The sequence below is a fragment of the Acinetobacter sp. 1130196 genome, from assembly GCF_000588095.1.
GTDB lineage: Bacteria > Pseudomonadota > Gammaproteobacteria > Pseudomonadales > Moraxellaceae > Acinetobacter > Acinetobacter nosocomialis.
The window spans coordinates 1-16121 of sequence record NZ_JFWX01000009.1 but is presented as its reverse complement, the minus strand read 5'-3'; the positions used below and the strand labels follow the sequence as shown (position 1 = coordinate 16121).

19 protein-coding genes, 1 tRNA gene and 1 pseudogene are annotated in these 16121 nt (G+C 38.6%); 10 read left to right on the top strand and 11 right to left on the bottom strand.

Annotation, left to right across the window (positions count from 1 at the left end):
• Positions 1-48 precede the first annotated feature (48 nt).
• A complete protein-coding gene (locus tag J671_RS10695; RefSeq protein ID WP_031982230.1) occupies positions 49-792 on the top strand; it encodes a hypothetical protein in 744 nt (247 codons plus the stop codon).
• Positions 793-817: 25 nt separating this feature from the next.
• Positions 818-1213, top strand: a complete 396-nt coding sequence (locus tag J671_RS10690; protein WP_031982229.1) for a hypothetical protein — start codon at positions 818-820, stop codon at positions 1211-1213.
• 47 nt (positions 1214-1260) lie between these two features.
• Here the strand turns inward: J671_RS10690 and J671_RS10685 are convergent, their stop codons facing one another.
• The 3 genes from J671_RS10685 to J671_RS10675 all read right to left on the bottom strand — a co-directional run bounded on the left by J671_RS10685 (position 1261) and on the right by J671_RS10675 (position 4199).
• Positions 1261-2262 carry an aldo/keto reductase gene (locus J671_RS10685; protein ID WP_006580866.1) on the bottom strand — a complete coding sequence of 334 codons (1002 nt, stop codon included), beginning with the start codon at positions 2260-2262 and terminating at the stop codon, positions 1261-1263.
• 111 nt (positions 2263-2373) lie between these two features.
• Complete coding sequence (locus J671_RS10680; RefSeq protein ID WP_031982227.1) at positions 2374-3276, bottom strand: helix-turn-helix domain-containing protein; 903 nt, start codon at positions 3274-3276, stop codon at positions 2374-2376.
• 122 nt (positions 3277-3398) lie between these two features.
• A complete protein-coding gene (locus tag J671_RS10675) occupies positions 3399-4199 on the bottom strand; it encodes a GNAT family N-acetyltransferase (RefSeq protein ID WP_031982226.1) in 801 nt (266 codons plus the stop codon).
• A 694-nt stretch (positions 4200-4893) separates the two neighbouring features.
• On the opposite strand from J671_RS10675, the gene J671_RS10670 reads away from it, so the two are divergent.
• Positions 4894-5445: a TetR/AcrR family transcriptional regulator gene (locus J671_RS10670; RefSeq protein ID WP_031982225.1), complete on the top strand. Its 552-nt coding sequence runs from the start codon at positions 4894-4896 to the stop codon at positions 5443-5445.
• Between the two features lie 87 nt (positions 5446-5532).
• On the opposite strand, the gene J671_RS10665 is transcribed toward J671_RS10670, so the two are convergent.
• The 3 genes from J671_RS10665 to J671_RS10655 form a co-directional block, all read right to left on the bottom strand.
• Entirely contained in the window at positions 5533-5898 is a 366-nt protein-coding gene (locus J671_RS10665; protein ID WP_031982223.1) for a hypothetical protein, read from the bottom strand.
• A 77-nt stretch (positions 5899-5975) separates the two neighbouring features.
• The gene (locus tag J671_RS10660) at positions 5976-6194 is read right to left on the bottom strand and encodes a DUF6500 family protein (RefSeq protein WP_031982222.1); all 219 of its coding nucleotides are present in this window, start codon (positions 6192-6194) and stop codon (positions 5976-5978) included.
• Positions 6195-6221: 27 nt separating this feature from the next.
• Complete coding sequence (locus J671_RS10655) at positions 6222-6557, bottom strand: winged helix-turn-helix transcriptional regulator (protein ID WP_002052222.1); 336 nt, start codon at positions 6555-6557, stop codon at positions 6222-6224.
• Between the two features lie 116 nt (positions 6558-6673).
• Between J671_RS10655 and J671_RS10650 the strand changes: the two genes are divergently transcribed.
• From J671_RS10650 to J671_RS10640, 3 genes are all read left to right on the top strand, one after another.
• Entirely contained in the window at positions 6674-7231 is a 558-nt protein-coding gene (locus J671_RS10650) for an NAD(P)H-dependent oxidoreductase (RefSeq protein WP_031982220.1), read from the top strand.
• Between the two features lie 143 nt (positions 7232-7374).
• Positions 7375-8154, top strand: coding sequence for a hypothetical protein (locus J671_RS10645; RefSeq protein ID WP_031982218.1), 780 nt, complete (start codon positions 7375-7377; stop codon positions 8152-8154).
• Positions 8155-8206: 52 nt separating this feature from the next.
• The gene (locus J671_RS10640; protein WP_031982217.1) at positions 8207-8779 is read left to right on the top strand and encodes a hypothetical protein; all 573 of its coding nucleotides are present in this window, start codon (positions 8207-8209) and stop codon (positions 8777-8779) included.
• A 65-nt stretch (positions 8780-8844) separates the two neighbouring features.
• Here J671_RS10640 and J671_RS10635 read toward each other — a convergent pair.
• A tRNA-Ser gene (locus J671_RS10635) sits at positions 8845-8934 on the bottom strand.
• A gap of 118 nt (positions 8935-9052) precedes the next feature.
• Between J671_RS10635 and J671_RS10630 the strand changes: the two genes are divergently transcribed.
• Positions 9053-10930 (top strand): potassium transporter Kup, encoded by a 1878-nt coding sequence (locus tag J671_RS10630; RefSeq protein WP_031982214.1) that lies wholly within the window; start codon positions 9053-9055, stop codon positions 10928-10930.
• Between the two features lie 55 nt (positions 10931-10985).
• Here the strand turns inward: J671_RS10630 and J671_RS10625 are convergent, their stop codons facing one another.
• Positions 10986-11405 carry a hypothetical protein gene (locus J671_RS10625; protein WP_004711577.1) on the bottom strand — a complete coding sequence of 140 codons (420 nt, stop codon included), beginning with the start codon at positions 11403-11405 and terminating at the stop codon, positions 10986-10988.
• Between the two features lie 255 nt (positions 11406-11660).
• Here J671_RS10625 and J671_RS10620 point away from each other — a divergent pair, with 255 nt between their 5' ends.
• The 3 genes from J671_RS10620 to J671_RS10610 all read left to right on the top strand — a co-directional run bounded on the left by J671_RS10620 (position 11661) and on the right by J671_RS10610 (position 13726).
• On the top strand, positions 11661-12740 hold the full coding sequence (locus tag J671_RS10620) for a DNA/RNA non-specific endonuclease (RefSeq protein ID WP_031982213.1): 1080 nt from the start codon (positions 11661-11663) through the stop codon (positions 12738-12740).
• Between the two features lie 98 nt (positions 12741-12838).
• Positions 12839-13438, top strand: coding sequence for a LysE family translocator (locus tag J671_RS10615; protein ID WP_031982211.1), 600 nt, complete (start codon positions 12839-12841; stop codon positions 13436-13438).
• A 45-nt stretch (positions 13439-13483) separates the two neighbouring features.
• Positions 13484-13726 (top strand): hypothetical protein, encoded by a 243-nt coding sequence (locus J671_RS10610; protein WP_000476056.1) that lies wholly within the window; start codon positions 13484-13486, stop codon positions 13724-13726.
• A 223-nt stretch (positions 13727-13949) separates the two neighbouring features.
• On the opposite strand, the gene aqpZ is transcribed toward J671_RS10610, so the two are convergent.
• From aqpZ to J671_RS10595, 3 genes and pseudogenes are all read right to left on the bottom strand, one after another.
• Positions 13950-14639 (bottom strand): aquaporin Z, encoded by a 690-nt coding sequence (aqpZ, locus tag J671_RS10605; protein ID WP_002052229.1) that lies wholly within the window; start codon positions 14637-14639, stop codon positions 13950-13952.
• Between the two features lie 131 nt (positions 14640-14770).
• Positions 14771-15775, bottom strand: coding sequence for an AraC family transcriptional regulator (locus J671_RS10600; RefSeq protein WP_031982210.1), 1005 nt, complete (start codon positions 15773-15775; stop codon positions 14771-14773).
• Positions 15776-15867: 92 nt separating this feature from the next.
• Positions 15868-16121, bottom strand: a pseudogene (locus tag J671_RS10595) (IS5/IS1182 family transposase); the annotation flags it as partial.

The following is a 16121-nucleotide window of genomic DNA, read 5'->3' as shown; positions in this document are numbered from 1 at the left end:
GCGCTAACTCATATTATATAATTAGTTAATTATTAAAGAATTTTAAAAATGATTAAATCGATTATTACAGGTTGCGCGGTTCTTACACTTTCAGCTTTAACGGTAACTCATGCTGAGTTTTCTTATGAACAAGAATTACAACAAGGCTGTAATAAAGTGAAGCAATACGCAAGCTTAGGTAAGAAAAACTACGACCAAAAACAATATAAAAAAGCGCTCGAAAACTTTCATAACCAAGCTTCTTGGACTGCTTTTTGTAAAGCCAATGAAGATGGAACCACAGTTAAATTTACCGACCGTGATATTGAAGTTGCTAACAATAACGTAGGTTTGGCCTATGCCAAATTGGGTCAGCCACTTTGGGCAAGAGCATGGTTTATGCTCGATGAAAAATCAAAATCTAGCCAGTTTAACCTTCAGCAATTGCCTGCATCTAAAACCTCAAATGACCTGTCGGGTGAGTATGTTCGTTACTCAGGTTTTGGTGAGTGGGATCAAATTACGGTAAGTCGTAAGCAGGGCCAATATGCCATTGGCTATTCGGGTGTTTATATGGGTTTACGAAGTTTAATTTATGGCCCAAACATGGGGCAGTTCGATACCAAAATGCCGTCTAATGCCAAACAAACCATTTATAAAGACGAAGACTGCCGCATTCAGCTCGACTTTAAAACGAGTGCGAAATTAGGAAATTATATTCAGGTCAAACAAAACGAGGGCAACTCGGGCTGTGGCTTTGGACATAACGTTTATGCTGATGGCACTTATTTAAAAGTTGAGTCTGGAAAATAATCTTAAAAATTATAGGAACTAAATAATGAAAAATATATTTGCACGTTTACTACTTCTTTCGACGTTTATTGTGTCTGCTCAGGTGTATGCAGATGTAGCAAATACAACATGTAAAGAAGTGAAATTCCAAAAAGCCGATCAGGCGTGGAGTGGGCACTATTATTTACATGGTGTGATGGAAGTCGGTTCGGAACTTTTACTTCAACCAGATGGCAAGTTTAAATGGATGCTTGCAGTGGGCGCGTTAGACCAATATGCCGAAGGCACATGGTGGAAAAACGGTGACTGTATTGGTTTAAAACCAGAAGCCAAATTTAAAAAGGATTTAAGTATTTTTCCTGAAAGCCTAACGATTGCGGATAAATCATTAGATGCAGTCTGGCAGGGTGGACGCCAACAAGGCACATATAGCAAAGACTAAATAAAAAAAGTCCGACACTGAGTCGGACTTTTTTTATGACTTATATTTTAGTGATTGACCGCAGCGAGTTGCTGAGCGTTATAGCGTGCGCCCATATTTGGGTATCTCGCAATAATCGCTTCAATTTCTGCCAAATCTGCTGCTGTTAAATGAAGGTCTACAGCGCCAGCATTTTCTACAAGTCGCTCAATTTTACGCGTACCCGGAATTGGAATAATGTCGTCACCTTGCGCCAAAATCCAAGCCAAAGCCAGTTGAGCCGCTGTCGCATTTTTGCTTTGGGCAAACTCGCTAAATGCTTGCGCCAAGCTTTGGTTATTTTTCCAGTTATCACCTTGATAGCGTGGTAACTGACGACGGAAATCGTTTTCGTCTAGGCTACCCACATCAAGCGTATTGGTGATTAAACCACGCGACAGCGGTGAATACGGCACAAGGCTAATGCCTAACTCGCGAATGGTTTGCAAATGGGTTTGCTCGAACTCACGAGTAAGTAGCGAGTATTCATGTTGAACCGCTGCAATTGGGTGAATCGCATGTGCTTTACGGATGGTTTCAGCCGACGCTTCACTGAGTCCTAAATAACGAACTTTACCTTGTTTGACCAAGTCAGCCATTGCGCCAATGGTATCTTCAACTGGAACATTCGGGTCTATGCGGTGCGCATAATACAAATCAATCACGTCTGTATTTAAGCGTCTTAAACTGTTTTCGACCGCAACTTTAATCCACTCTGGAGAACCGTCGATATAAGACTCTAAAGAGTTTTGTGGGTTAAGGTTGTCTTCTTTATAACGGAAGCCAAATTTGGTCGCCAAGAATACTTTGTCGCGATGTTTTTCTAAAACTTTTGAGAGCAAAACTTCATTTGCGCCGTTGCCGTACATGTCGGCGGTGTCCCAAAAGTTAATGCCGAGGTCTAATGCTTTTTCTAGAGTGGCAATGCTTTGTGTGTCGTCTGAGGCACCATAGGCAAAGCTCATTCCCATGCAACCTAAACCAAGTGCTGATACTTTTTCGCCTGTTTGTCCTAAAGTTCTATATTTCATTTTTCACACTCTTTTTGCAAAATCACTTGAGTAGAAAAACTATAAAATGCTTTGGCTCAAACTGACGTATAACATTCAAACCAATAATTATAAAATTCAAACAATCTGCTTTTAGGCCACACAGTCTTCACGGAACTTTTTAGGCGAAAAGCCGGTATTTTTCTTAAAGAAATTGGTGAAATACGCTGAATATTCAAAACCTAAGCTATAGGCAATTTCGGAAATATTCCAACTGGTGTGTTGTAGCAGCGCTTTGGCTTCTTGCGTAATGCGTGAGCTAATATGCTCAGACGTGGTTTTCCCTGTGGCTTCTTTTACAGCGCGGTTTAAATGGTTCACATGCACAGACAAGCCATAGGCAAAGTCATTTGCAGTTTTGAGTTTAAGCTGAAAATGTGGCGAGTCGATCGGGAACTGGCGTTCTAATAGCTCAAAGAATAAGTGGCAAATGCGAACCGCAGCATTACTATGTTTTTCAAACTGTTGGGTCGGTTGCATTTTCATGGCTTCGTGCACAAGTAGGTGCAAATAGTTTCTTAAAACGTTGTATTTATGAATATAGTCTGAATTTATGTCATTCATCATCTTTTTGAAAATAAATGAAATTTCATCAACCTGCTGGTCATTTAAAAAATATAGCGGGTCGCCGTCGACTTTAAATAACGGTGAGTCTTTTAAAAAGCTTTGTCTCGATTCTTGGTTTACAAACTCTTCGGTAAATAGACAAAACCAGCCTGCTTGTTCGGGCGAATTAATTTCCCATGCGTAGGGCACCATTGGGTTTGAAAAAAGTAAAGCAGGGCGGTCGACTCGTATCCAGCGGTTGGCATAGTGAAGTTCGCCTGTGCCTAAAACCAGTGAAATTTTATAATAATCGCGGCGGCTATAAGGCGTGAGGAACGAGCAGGCATCGCGTTGGAACACGTTAAAATGTCCAAACGAGGTTGATGGAACCGAGTAATCGCTATCTCTTGTTAAAGAAAAGCGGCGATAAAAATCATGTATGGTTTCCATGTCTTTGCCTGCATGCGTTATCAATTTATTTAAAGTTATAAAATTCAAACTTTATTTACTGTAGCTTTTATTTATAGCGCGATCAATCTGTTCATTTAAGCGGTTTGAAAATGAATAATTTTTTATAAATACTCTGGGTAAGCAATGTAAGACGACTCTACGCATTCAAAACCCATTTGGCGATAAAGGGTAACCGCTGGGGTGTTATCAACGTCGACAATTAAGTGGGCAATTCGTCTCGTTGCAACAATCCGATTAACTGCAAATTTTAAGACGCGTTCAGCAAAACCTTTTCGACGATAAGCAGGGAAGGTATATGTGCCACCAATAGAAACGAGTCGATCAGTTTCTATGCCTAAACGCACAATCGAAACGATCTGTTGATCTGCTTCAAGCACAATAATTTTTTGTTGTTGAATTAGAGATGCCCAGTCAGGTGTTTCATTTACTGAGCGCTCTTTATTGTATAGATGCTGATATTTGTTAAGGCGGGCAATATCCGAAAGTTCAGCCAAGCGTCCTTGAGCTTCAGAAAATTGGTGTGAGCAAACCATGATCCATTGATCATATTCTTTTGAAATACGCCCTTTTTGTTTTATCTCGGCATGTAATAAGTCCCGCCCGATTGCAGTAGTTACGATCCGACGCGGTTGAAGCTGTAAAATTGATGTACACAGTAATGATCCAGATGATGCCTCTGATGGAACCCAAAAACAGGTGCTGCCAGCAAGAATAACCGCGACTCCTAGCAGTTGCTTGACGTTTTGTGAGTCATACAAACGTAAGAGTTGCCACTCGGTATTGGTCGCTTGTGTTTGAGCAAGAAAGGCCATCGCCCCAATAGAATAGTGAAAGCGCTCATCAAGCCATTGAAAGATAAGTTGGTATTCTTCTGAACTGGTGGGAGGTCCCTTTATTATCATTATTAATTACCTATTCAAATCATGCACTCAGTCATAATTCACTATCCTACATTTTTATTATTATCATGACATCGTTAAATTTAAGTTGAAGGTCTTTTTAGCTTAAATATCTAATTGAATAAACAACAATAATTATTTAACCAATTTCTATTCAACCTTACATTGACACTCAAAAACTCGCGGATTATCCTTTGCCTGCTGGTCAAATTACCAGTGGGTTTTAGCAGACCCTTTTACACAAGAGTACTAAAAGCTTGCTTTTCAGTACTGGATCCTTACGTCCCCCTTTTTTCTATGGTAGGACGGAGGGGGACGCGCTTGCGCGTGCTGGGTCCTTGTGTACCAGTCTGCTAACCCCCTTCGTTCTGCCACCATTATTTAGCAGTAATCGTGGTAGTTCTTCTTTAATACACAAGGAGTTCGCCATTATGCGTACTATTTCATCTCTCTCATTGGCAACCTTTGCCAAAATCTTTGACTCTATACCCAACTGGTCTTTAAAACGGTTTAACCGACTCTAGGTCTTAAGCCATAGGTCATTACGACTAAAAAAACATAGCAACAATAAAACCCGAGATAGGCGAGCACACCATTTTTGTGCGGCTTTTGCATGCCTGTTTTTAGCGCTCAATTTAAGAGCGACGGCATTTCTATCTCTTTTATTTACAACAAAAAATTATTTTAAGCGATATACATGAAAAATTTAGAAGCTTCATTTAGAGCATTGCGAGTGCTCCACACGGCAAAAGATTTATTTAACCAATATGGGTTTCATAAGGTAGGGGTAGACCGAATTATTGCCGACTCCCAAATTCCCAAAGCTACCTTTTACAACTACTTCCACTCAAAAGAAAGACTCATTCAGATGAGCTTAACTTTTCAAACAGACGCTTTAAAAGAAGAGGTATTTACCACGATCCATTCGTACAGCAAACTGATGGTATTCGATAAACTCAAGAAAATTTTCTTTTTGCATGCTGACTCAGATGGGTTTTATCGTTTGCCCTTTAAAGCAATTTTTGAAATAGAAAAACATTATCCCTCGGCTTATAAAGTGGTGGTTGATTATCGAAATTGGCTTATACAGGAAATTCATAAACTGCTTTTAACTGTAAAACCTGCGGCTACAGTTGAAGATGCGCATATGTTTTTATTTGTGGTCGATGGCGCGATGGTGCAGCTTTTAGGATCAAATCAAACCGATGAAAGGGAATATTTGATTGATTATTTTCTAAGTCGGGTTTGAGGGGGAAGGCCCGACGGGAGTTGGGCTTTTATACAAAAATGAATAGAAATTTTTTAATCCTATTTTATGTATGAATTAGATTATTATTTAATTACTCTGAAAGTTCATGATTCGATAATTTTGAGCCAACTCATGAGCTAAATTTAAAATATATTTTTCAGGATTCTTTTTAATAATTTCATCAAAAAAATTAGGACTATTTTTTAGAATTTCAGGCACCTGAGTTGTGCCAGATTGATGTTGGAGTGCTAATAAAATTGTTAGTAATTCATAGGTATATTCTGGCTGAGCGTCATTTTTAATAAGCTTTATAACATGTGAAGAAAATTCAAAAGCTTCTGCTGGTAATAGCGAACAAACATTTTCATCAATGAAAGTAGATAAATACCATTCATCTAAATCTTTTTCTGAGGCTAATTTTTCAAGAAAACTAGATAAAGCATCTATAAACATTTTTAACCTTTCTCACTTTATCTCTAGTATAAAAATTAAAGACTATCCTCTTTCAGAATAGTCTTTCACTCTAACTTTTACTGCCCACTCAAAACCAATTGTTTAATCTTCACAGCTTTCTCGAAGTGATCTAGCTTATGCTCCATAATCCACCAATGCGCTGCTTCCATCAGTAGCTCAGGGTTGTCATTTTTATTTTTAAAAAACGCATAAAAAGATAGACCGACATTGTCTCCCTTCTTTTCTATTTTTTCGTCGCATCCGTTAATAAAAATTTCTCTTAATTCATTTCTCATATTGAGTATCACTTCAAGTCTATAAAACTAAGATGGCTTATTTTGCTCGCCCCATTGGCACATCATATCTAACAAAGGAATTAAAGACTGTCCTCTTTCCGAAAGCCGATATTCAACTTTTGGTGGAATTTGAGGATATTCTTTACGAATAATAAGTTCGTCTCTTTCTAACTCTTTGAGTGTATTGCTGAGTGTTCTAAATGAAATGTTGCCAATGCAGCGTTGCATCTCATTGAAACGCATGACATTTTTTTCATACAGCCAATACATAATAATCATTTTATATTTGCCATTAATCAAAGAAAGGGTATATCCAAAACCCGTATCTTCTAATGGCGTATTTGATGGAACACACTCGGTCATTTTAAAAATCTACACTATCTTTTAGTATAGTATATAACATAAATTACCGTACTTATATTTAGGAAAGCACACTTCTATAATCGATTTATCAACTTTCCGATAAGAGTGTTTTTATAATGAAAAAGACATTAGTCATAGTTACCCATCCTCACATAGAACAATCAGTTGTAAATAAAAGATGGGTAGAGGAATTGGAAAAATACCCAGACCAATTTACGGTTCACCAGATTTATCAAGCCTACCCAGATGGCGTAATTGACGTTGCCAAAGAACAAGCGCTTGTAGAAGAACACGAAAATTTAGTTTTTCAATTTCCAGTGTATTGGTTTAACTGTCCGCCGCTTTTGAAACAATGGCTTGATGAAGTTTTAACATATGGATGGGCTTACGGTTCAACAGGTGACAAGGTTAAAAATAAGAAGTTTATGCTGGCTGTATCTGCGGGGGGTCAAGAACATATTTATTCAGAGCAGGGTGAATATAAACTTACGTTGGACCAAGTTTTTAGTTCTTTTCAGCTCACTGCTTTATATGTTGGGGCGGACTATCAACCACTTCATGCATTTTATGGTTTAGACACTAACCCTTCAGAAGATGACGATGTTCCGACTCATCAAGACGTAGCAAATAATGCGATTGAGTATGTTCAGAAGTTATTAGCGTTGTATGAGTAAATTTTTAAGAGGGAGGCCTAAACGTGAGAGTTTGGGCTTCTTATGTAGAAGATTTTTAAAAAGTTACATTAAGGTTTTAAGTTAAATATACAGTTTATTTATGATATAAATGTCCGCTAAATATAGATTAAATTTAAAAATTTATGACTATTCTTGATATTAAAGAAAAAGAAAATTCCCTTATAACTGACGATGCTCATGAATTAATATGCTACGCAACAATCAGTGAAATCAGCTCATGGAAGGATGTTACTAACTTATATTCAGAAGTTAAGCAGAAGCATTTACCTAAAAAAGTATTATTACTTTTAGAAGATATAGGACAGTGCCAATACACTTCCATGCATGCTTCAATGGGAGATGGGCTTTATTTTGATACCACAGAACTCGTTGAAGATGACAGTGAAGCAAGTTGGGAAAATACTCGACCTTTAGAGCTTCAATATCACATTGAACAATTATTAAAGCCAGAAAATTATATAGGCTTTAATGACTTGCCTAAAAAACTTAAGTATAGCGATGAAGATCAAGCAACTCTGCTACAGATTAATGCTGAACCCGACAAAATTTTAGATGCCGTTATTCAAGTAAAGTTAGTCAATAGTCAAACTGAAACTCAAAAATTTGCAGCATGCCTCAATGGATATTTTAGTTGTGATTTGAACCCTTTTGAATCTTTTAGCTTGATTGAGCATTTAGATCAAAACTATGGCTTAGAGTATGTGGGTTTAGGGGCAAGCTTATTATTCTTTATGAAAACACCAAAATTTGATGCAAATAAAACGCCTCAATTACTTAATGAGTTGAGCAGCTTTTATCAATTCAATCAAACAACGCATCACTCGCTAGAACAACATTTATCTCATCATGAATATCTTATTTTGCCTTATGTAGAGTCATTAGAAGTGTTCGATTTGGATTAAGTTAATTCGAGATAACCAATTTTTATTTTTTAAAACTCATGAGATTCAAAGTATGAAAAAACTACTCAGTTTAAGTGCATTAGTATTAGCAACTACATTAACAGGGTGCGCGATCAATTTACCTTTTAATAACCGTCTAAACTATACGTCTGTTTCAGAATTATCAGCTCTGCCAAAAGTGCAAGATACTGTGCATATCAAATGGAATCCAGATACTTTCCCTCAACGTATTGATATTCAAGGGGCAGACGGTTTTGTAGGAAGTGCTTCTAGAACACGTATTCCTACAGGCGTAGCTCTATCGAGTCGTATAGAAGAAGCGATTGCTCAGATAGCAAAATTATCACCAAATGGAAGCCCATTAACGATTACGGTTGAAAAGGCTAAATCTGGCTTTGAATACTCAGCTGGTATGTTCAATATTACTCCTGCAATTGATGTGGCAAATGTAACTTTAGTGGCTACCTTTGAATATAAAGGTCAGAAATGGACGAATACATTTAACTCTAAGTTAAAGGATCCAAAAATTGGTGGTACTTCACAAACAGCTTTATTAGATAAAGCATGGGATGATATTGCTGTACAAGTCGCTAAGGATGTTTCTAAACATTTAGCTATTAACTAAACTTTTAATTTTTATTAAAAATAAAAAAGACCTAAATCAAAACGATTTAGGTCTTTTTTGAATTCTGGCGGTGAGAGAGGGATTCGAACCCTCGATACGCGCAAACGTATACACACTTTCCAGGCGTGCTCCTTCAGCCACTCGGACACCTCACCAAGGCGTGCGATAGTAACTAAAAAATTAGGTTCTGCCAAGATTTAAGACGAGCATTACAGAAAAAAAATAATAGAGGTGATAAGATTGCGCTAAAAATCATATTGGTTTAATTACACAATGCAAAATACGGCCAAAAAAGCGACCTTGCCTGCCACGGCTTTGGCAGCTCTTGGGGTGGTCTTTGGAGACATCGGAACAAGTCCGCTCTATGCCTTGAAAGAGTCCTTCCATGCTGCCCATGGTTTGGGAATTCAGCCTGAAAACGTATTAGGAATTTTATCCATTATTTTTTGGTGCTTAATGCTGATCATCAGCATCAAGTATGTCGCCATTGTCATGCGTGCAGATAACAATGGGGAAGGCGGTATTATGGCCTTACTCGCATTGAATTTGCGTAAAGCAAAAATTGCCGACAACAAAAAAATCTACATGATTGCGATTGGTTTTATTGGGGCATCACTGTTCTTTGGTGACGGTATTATTACCCCAGCCATTTCGGTATTGTCTGCGGTCGAAGGGTTGTCTATTGCAACCAACGTTTTTGACCCGTTCATTATGCCTATTGCGATTGCCATTATTGTGACGCTGTTTTTAGTTCAAAAACATGGTACGGCCTTTGTAGGTAAGTTTTTTGGTCCAATTACGCTTGTGTGGTTTATCTCTTTAGGTGTATTAGGCCTTCATAGCGTCATTCAAACACCGATAGTACTCGGCATGTTTAGTCCACATTGGGCAATTCAGTTTATCTACCATCATCCAGTCATGACGTTTTTTGTGATGGGTGCTGTGGTGTTAACAGTGACAGGTGGTGAAGCACTCTATGCCGACATGGGGCATTTTGGACCTGTTCCGATTCGTCTTGCGTGGTTCTTTGTGGTGTTGCCATGCTTGGTTTTAAACTATGCAGGACAAGGCGCATTGTTACTTCGTGACCCTGCGGCAATTGAAAACCCGTTCTATCTACTGGTGCCACAGTGGGCACTTTATCCAATGATTATTATGGCGACCATGGCAACAGTGATTGCCTCTCAAGCTGTAATTTCTGGGGTATTCTCTCTTGCTCGCCAAGCGATTCAATTGGGTTATTTACCGCGTTTAAGTATTAAACATACTTCTGAGTCTGAAGAAGGTCAGATCTATGTGCCGTTCTTAAACTGGTTACTTTTAATCGCAATTATTATCTTAATTCTGATTTTCAAAACCAGCTCAAACTTGGCAAGTGCTTATGGTTTAGCAGTGACCTTAACCATGCTGTGTGACACGATTTTGGTTTCCATCTTTATCTACTCAGCGTGGAAATGGAGCTGGCCAAAAGTGGTGTTACTGATTATTCCATTCTTTATTTTAGAGTCGGTTTTAGTCGCAGCAACTTCACTTAAAGTGTTGTCAGGCGGTTGGGTGCCATTACTCATTGGTGGTATTGCAGTCACCATCTTGATGACATGGAAACGTGGTCGTGAGCTTACTTTTGCTAAGCTTGAACACGATACTTTGTCGCTCGATTTGTTTGTAAAAAGTATTGGTAATAGCGTGCACTGGGTACCGGGTGATGCCGTGTTTATGACAGGTACGCCAAACGTTGTACCGCATGCCATGCTACATAACATTAAGCACAACAAAGTGCTGCATCAGCGTAATATCTTGGTCACTGTGGTGATTGAAGATGTACCTTTTGTTGCACCAGAAGAGCGTATTACAACAGAAGCTTTAGCTGAACATTTCTACCGTATTAAAATTTTCTACGGCTTTAAAGATGAAATGAATGTACCAAAAGCGCTTATGCAAGCTTATGAGCAGTTAGGTCTTGAATATGACTTAATGCATATTAGCTTCTTTATTTCGCGCGATCGTATTGTTCACTCGGTGGGTGATGGTATGTCGCCGTGGAGAGAAAAACTATTTATTTCGATGCAGCGTAATACCAGTCCGGTGAGTGACTTCTATCAAATTCCAACCAACCGTGTGGTGGAGTTAGGTAGTCAAATCGAAATATAGAAATTTGATGTAATAAAAAACCAAGACATAAGTCTTGGTTTTTTTATGGCTCTGATTATTGAGCTTGTGGCATAGGTGCATCTGCTGGCAATGCCCCATCTTTTGCCATTGGGTCTGCTGATTGGTTCGGGTTAGCCGGTGGTGGCGGTGTATTTGGGTCTTGTGGTGCCGGAGCAGCCATTTCAGCGCCAGCAGGAGGTGCTGGTGGTACATCTGCAGGAGGAGCCGGCGGTACATCGGCTGGAATAGGAGCACCTGTAGGAGCAGCACCTGTTGGGGCAGCAGAAACAGGTTGTACTTGACCACTTTTAACTAAATCACTAATAGAGCCAGGTTGGCCATTGACGGTTGTAGTCACTTTTACTTTAGATAAACTTTCTAAAGTCTCACCGGGTTGGACCGCAGGTTCAGCTAAGGCTGCCATACTGCACAGTCCAGCAATTACGCCAATACCAATAATCTTTGAATGGATCATTAAATGGACTCCGTTTATATTTTTATCCAAATTTGTGGAGCTAACCATGTCATAAGCGATTGGTCGTTTTCAATGAAAGATACGCAATTAACCCAATTCAATAGTGAAAGTTCCTCACAAGGCCAACAAACTGTTACCGAACAAGAAATAGAGTTACAAAAAAGATGACCATGTTTTAACCATTTGAAAGTTAAGCGATATACTTAAAAAAGCAGGATTGTTAAGCTGCATATGGACAGTGGTATTGATAGAAACATGGCAAGTAAAAAACGTAGTACAGGTACAAATTCATTCTCTCTAAGTCAGCATTTTGGCAAGATTATTCTTGCTTGTGTTGCTGCTGGAAGTTTTGCAATTGCTTTTGGAAGTGAAAAGATTTCACAGTGGTTTTCGCCCTTAAGTACCAACTCGACTTGTCTCAATCAGTTTTATCGCGAAATTCCTCCTGCTTTAAACAAAGAAAGTTTAAAAAAAGACAGTTATCCGCTGTGCTTTAATGGCTTCAATGTTTTGTACTCGGGGATGTCTAAAACGCCGTTATGGTCAGCTGAATATCTTAGCCCTGAACGTTTAAGCACTAAAATTAAACGTGAAGATAATTTCCATGAAGAAACACGTGTTCCTGAGCGCCACCGTTCACTTTTAAGCGATTATCGTGGCTCAGGCTATGACCGTGGACATATGTCACCAAATGGCGATATGCCGACTAAGGACTCGCAGTTCGATAGTTTTTCGCTGAGTAACATGGTTCCACAGGCACCGAAAAATAATCAGGAAGTTTGGCGTAAGCTTGAAGATGCTACTCGTGCAGTGGTTACTAAGCAAAAGCAAGATGCATATGTTGTGACAGGACCAATCTTTGAAGGTCAACGACTCAAAACGATTGGACGTGGTGTTATTGTTCCAAGTGCAGTGTATAAGGCTGTTTACTATCCTAAAACAGGTGCAATTGGCGCTTACTACGCACCAAATAACAACTCGCAACAGGTTAAGGTTGTGAGTGTTTGTTATTTAGAGGAAAAGTTAGGAATTAACCTGTTTCCTCAGTTAACTGAACAACAAAAACGTAATGTTTATCGTCTGCCGTTAACATCTAGTCAAGTTAAGCCAAACCAGAAGTTAGACTATTTACATTGGGATGGAGAAAGCCAGTGTGAACAAGACTTAAGTGCAGATCAGATCTACGCATTACAAGACCAGTTTAAAAAGCAGAAAAGCACGTCTTCTGAGCCTATGGAATCTAAAGTTCCAAGTATTGATGAAGAAACCAGAAAAGCCATTGTGAAACAGCTAGTAGAAGCTTTGGTGAACTATTTCTTGCAAATCATCAAATAAATCGTTTGCAGGCATTGTTGTACAGTTCTTATTCAATACAATAAGATGAATATACAGATCTGTCTATTCATCTATTTATTCAAATAAGGACAATAACAATGTTTGCCTCGATGTTTCTTTTTTCTTTTGCGATGTCGATTACCCCAGGTCCCGTCAATACCGTTATTTTATCAACCAGCTTAAATCATGGTTTAAAAAGATCACTTCCCTATATTTCAGGTGCCACGATTGGTTTTACCTTGCTTTTAATATTTATGGCGTTTGGGCTGCAAAGTGTATTAACCCAATTTCCTGTTGTCTTAAAAATTCTTGCCATTTGTGGAACGCTATTTGTTTGTTATATCGGAATAAAAATTATTCATTCTGCAGCAAATGTTTCTATTTCTAGTGTTCCGCTAGAACAGATGATCATTCCCAATTTTAAAGATGGTTTCTTTTTACAGTGGTTGAACCCTAAAGCGTGGTTGGCTTGTGTGTCGGGCATTACCATGTTTACTAGCATTGAACATCCAAAGGCTTTGCCGATTTTTATCGTGATTTATTTTTTCACCTGCTATATATGTTTGTTCTTTTGGGGATTCTGTGGTGATAAATTTTCAGTGCTACTCAATCACGGCAACCGTTTGAAATATTTTAATATCTTAATGGGTGCTTTTTTAATTTTATCGGCACTTTTAATTTTGATTGATTTTTTATAGATTGGTCGTATTACACTATCAACATATAACAATGAGACAACACTTATGTTTAAGCCATTTGAAAAGGGTACAGAGTCTTCTTCAATTGAAGATTTAACATTAGAAAATGATGTCGATTGCGTGAGCATTTATGGCAATTTGCAAATTACCAAAGACAAAGTTGGGTTAGAGCAGGCAAAAGCACTACAGAGCTTTTTAAATGATGTGGTTGCAGCTTTGGAAAAAGAAGAATTGCCTGAGAAAATTGAACGTCCAGCTGAACAAGAAGTGAATAATCCGTTTTTATAATTTATACATTTTATGTGTGATGTTTAGCATAGTCATGTTGCCATACAGTCTTTAGTACTACGTTAGGTCTTATTGAGTTTGTATAGACATTTCTTACTTTTGAAAGACCAAAAGTAAGCAAAAGTCTTTGTTGATCAGAGGGTACTTCCGTGTACCCCTGCTCAACAGGTGACATCCATGTCACCCCACCGCGATAGCATATTAAGGCTATAGATATAAAGAATTAATCCTTGTCTCCAGCAACTACCTTATAAATAATTGCACCAATCACAGCACCTAAAATCGGCGCTACCCAGAACAACCACAGCTGACTTAAAGCACCAGTTTGAGCAAAGAATGCAACACCTGTACTACGTGCAGGGTTCACAGAAGTGTTTGTAACCGGAATACTGATTAAGTGAATAAGCGTTAATGCAAGACCAATCGCAATAGGTGCAAAACCAGCAGGCGCACGACCATGTGTTGATCCTAAAATAACAATCAAGAAGAACGCAGTAAGTACCACTTCAATAATAAAAGCAGAACCTAAACCAAATTTATTTGGCGATAAATCACCAAAACCATTGGTTGCAAAACCGCCCACACCAGTAAAGCCAGCTTGACCTTGAGCGATAATGTAAAGAACAAATGCAGCAGCAGTCGCACCAACCACTTGCGCAACAATATATGGAATTAAATCTTTAACATCGAAACGGCCACCGACCCAAAGACCGACACTGACCGCGGGGTTAAAATGTCCACCAGAGATATGTCCTAAAGCATAAGCACCAGTGAGTACGGTTAAACCAAAGGCAAGGGCTACACCTGCAAAGCCAATACCAAGTTCAGGGAAAGCTGCGGCTAACACTGCGCTACCACAACCACCAAAGACTAGCCAAAACGTACCTAGGAATTCAGCAAAATATTTATTCATTGTGATTACTCATCTATTGATCTATTTTTAATTAATGTGAAATGTGTCACAAAAAATTAAGCATGTGACTATATGAAATTTTTGTTTTCAGTGTTGTTTTAATCAAGAAAAGATTTGTAAGTTTTGGTAGGTTATTCTTTGTCTAAAAATTGATCTCTCCATTGTTGCGGTGTTTGATTGGTCCAATGCTTAAATGCTCTTTGAAATGCGCTTTGTTCTGAATAACACAGCAAAAGTGCAATCTCTTGTAGGCTTAAATGCGGATCTTTTAAATACTCGGTTGCGAGCATAAAGCGTACTTGCTGAACACGTTCCTGAAAGCTGGTGTTCTGCTGTTGTAAATGCCGTTGAAGTTGCCGAACAGACAAGCCTAATTGCTTGGCAATATATTCAATTTGGTACTGATTTTTTTGTAAGCCAGTCAAAATTGAATGCTGTAAACGTTGATCAAGTTGAGTTGAATTGGGTAACTGTTCTAAAAGTGCTTGTGCTTGCTGAACCAATAGCTGCTGTAGAGTGTGGTCAGCGCTACTAAGCGGTTTATGAATTTCGGTAATTGGAATAAGTAACTCTGTACGGGGCTGACTAAAACGAACAGGGCATTGAAAGTACTGCTCGTAAACCCTGATATTTTTAGGGGCAGCATTTAAGAAACGTACTTCATGTAAATATACATCTTCATGAGACATAAAAAGACGTAAGAATTGAATCACCAGTGCAATAGCGATTTCATCGGTAAGTTGAGTCGGGTGTAACTCAGTCGCTTCCCAGCGAATAGAAGCATATTCTTCATATAGCTCAACCACCAATGGGCTTCCATCATAAATCAGACGATGAAAGTCATGATAGCGAATTAAAGCTTCACCTAAGTTATCGCAAGAGAGAGCAAGGTAGGCAATTATTCCTAAGTGTTTGGGCTGAACATATTTGGCAATTTCTAACCCTAAACCCGGCTTCGGGTCGAGTTTATAAATGACTTCTAATAGATCACGCCAAACCACATAGTCAAAGCGTTCCAGATTTTGTATTTGTTCTAATTGTTCAGGAATAGCTAAGCCATTAGCTTCGCAATAAGCTTTTAATAGATGTCCTAGTCCTCCATATACCGAGCCGGTATAATTTTTTAGTTGTGGCATCCTTGACCACCTCTTTCTTGTCGTGATTTGTCAATGAAACGGCTTTGTTGCATAAACATTCAAAAGCTGAGTTCTCCCCAATCCATTCAAATTTAAGACACAACTTGGGTGCGAGGTCTACCTAATTCCGTAAATCTATTCAGAACTGCCACACGCGCATGAATTTCATTGACCTGACTTTGAAAATGTCTTGCCGTCAGCCTATCACCTAATAATTTGATGCAATGCATCTTGGTTTCCACCAAACTACGACGGTGATAACCCGACCATTTTTTCCATAGGGTTCTGCCTAAATGTTTAACCGTTTGAAGTAACTCATTTCGTTCTATTGAACTTATTTTAGAAT

Coding starts and splice junctions, on each gene's coding strand:
- J671_RS10655 (WP_002052222.1), bottom strand. CDS start 6,557: ATGACCGAGTGTGTTCCATCAAATACGCCATTAGAAGATACGGGTTTT.
- J671_RS10645 (WP_031982218.1), top strand. CDS start 7,375: ATGACTATTCTTGATATTAAAGAAAAAGAAAATTCCCTTATAACTGAC.
- J671_RS10640 (WP_031982217.1), top strand. CDS start 8,207: ATGAAAAAACTACTCAGTTTAAGTGCATTAGTATTAGCAACTACATTA.
- J671_RS10625 (WP_004711577.1), bottom strand. CDS start 11,405: ATGATCCATTCAAAGATTATTGGTATTGGCGTAATTGCTGGACTGTGC.
- J671_RS10610 (WP_000476056.1), top strand. CDS start 13,484: ATGTTTAAGCCATTTGAAAAGGGTACAGAGTCTTCTTCAATTGAAGAT.
- J671_RS10680 (WP_031982227.1), bottom strand. CDS start 3,276: ATGGAAACCATACATGATTTTTATCGCCGCTTTTCTTTAACAAGAGAT.
- J671_RS10660 (WP_031982222.1), bottom strand. CDS start 6,194: ATGAGAAATGAATTAAGAGAAATTTTTATTAACGGATGCGACGAAAAA.
- J671_RS10620 (WP_031982213.1), top strand. CDS start 11,661: ATGGCAAGTAAAAAACGTAGTACAGGTACAAATTCATTCTCTCTAAGT.
- J671_RS10685 (WP_006580866.1), bottom strand. CDS start 2,262: ATGAAATATAGAACTTTAGGACAAACAGGCGAAAAAGTATCAGCACTT.
- J671_RS10630 (WP_031982214.1), top strand. CDS start 9,053: ATGCAAAATACGGCCAAAAAAGCGACCTTGCCTGCCACGGCTTTGGCA.
- J671_RS10690 (WP_031982229.1), top strand. CDS start 818: ATGAAAAATATATTTGCACGTTTACTACTTCTTTCGACGTTTATTGTG.
- J671_RS10615 (WP_031982211.1), top strand. CDS start 12,839: ATGTTTGCCTCGATGTTTCTTTTTTCTTTTGCGATGTCGATTACCCCA.
- J671_RS10600 (WP_031982210.1), bottom strand. CDS start 15,775: ATGCCACAACTAAAAAATTATACCGGCTCGGTATATGGAGGACTAGGA.
- J671_RS10650 (WP_031982220.1), top strand. CDS start 6,674: ATGAAAAAGACATTAGTCATAGTTACCCATCCTCACATAGAACAATCA.
- J671_RS10670 (WP_031982225.1), top strand. CDS start 4,894: ATGAAAAATTTAGAAGCTTCATTTAGAGCATTGCGAGTGCTCCACACG.
- aqpZ (WP_002052229.1), bottom strand. CDS start 14,639: ATGAATAAATATTTTGCTGAATTCCTAGGTACGTTTTGGCTAGTCTTT.
- J671_RS10695 (WP_031982230.1), top strand. CDS start 49: ATGATTAAATCGATTATTACAGGTTGCGCGGTTCTTACACTTTCAGCT.
- J671_RS10665 (WP_031982223.1), bottom strand. CDS start 5,898: ATGTTTATAGATGCTTTATCTAGTTTTCTTGAAAAATTAGCCTCAGAA.
- J671_RS10675 (WP_031982226.1), bottom strand. CDS start 4,199: ATGATAATAAAGGGACCTCCCACCAGTTCAGAAGAATACCAACTTATC.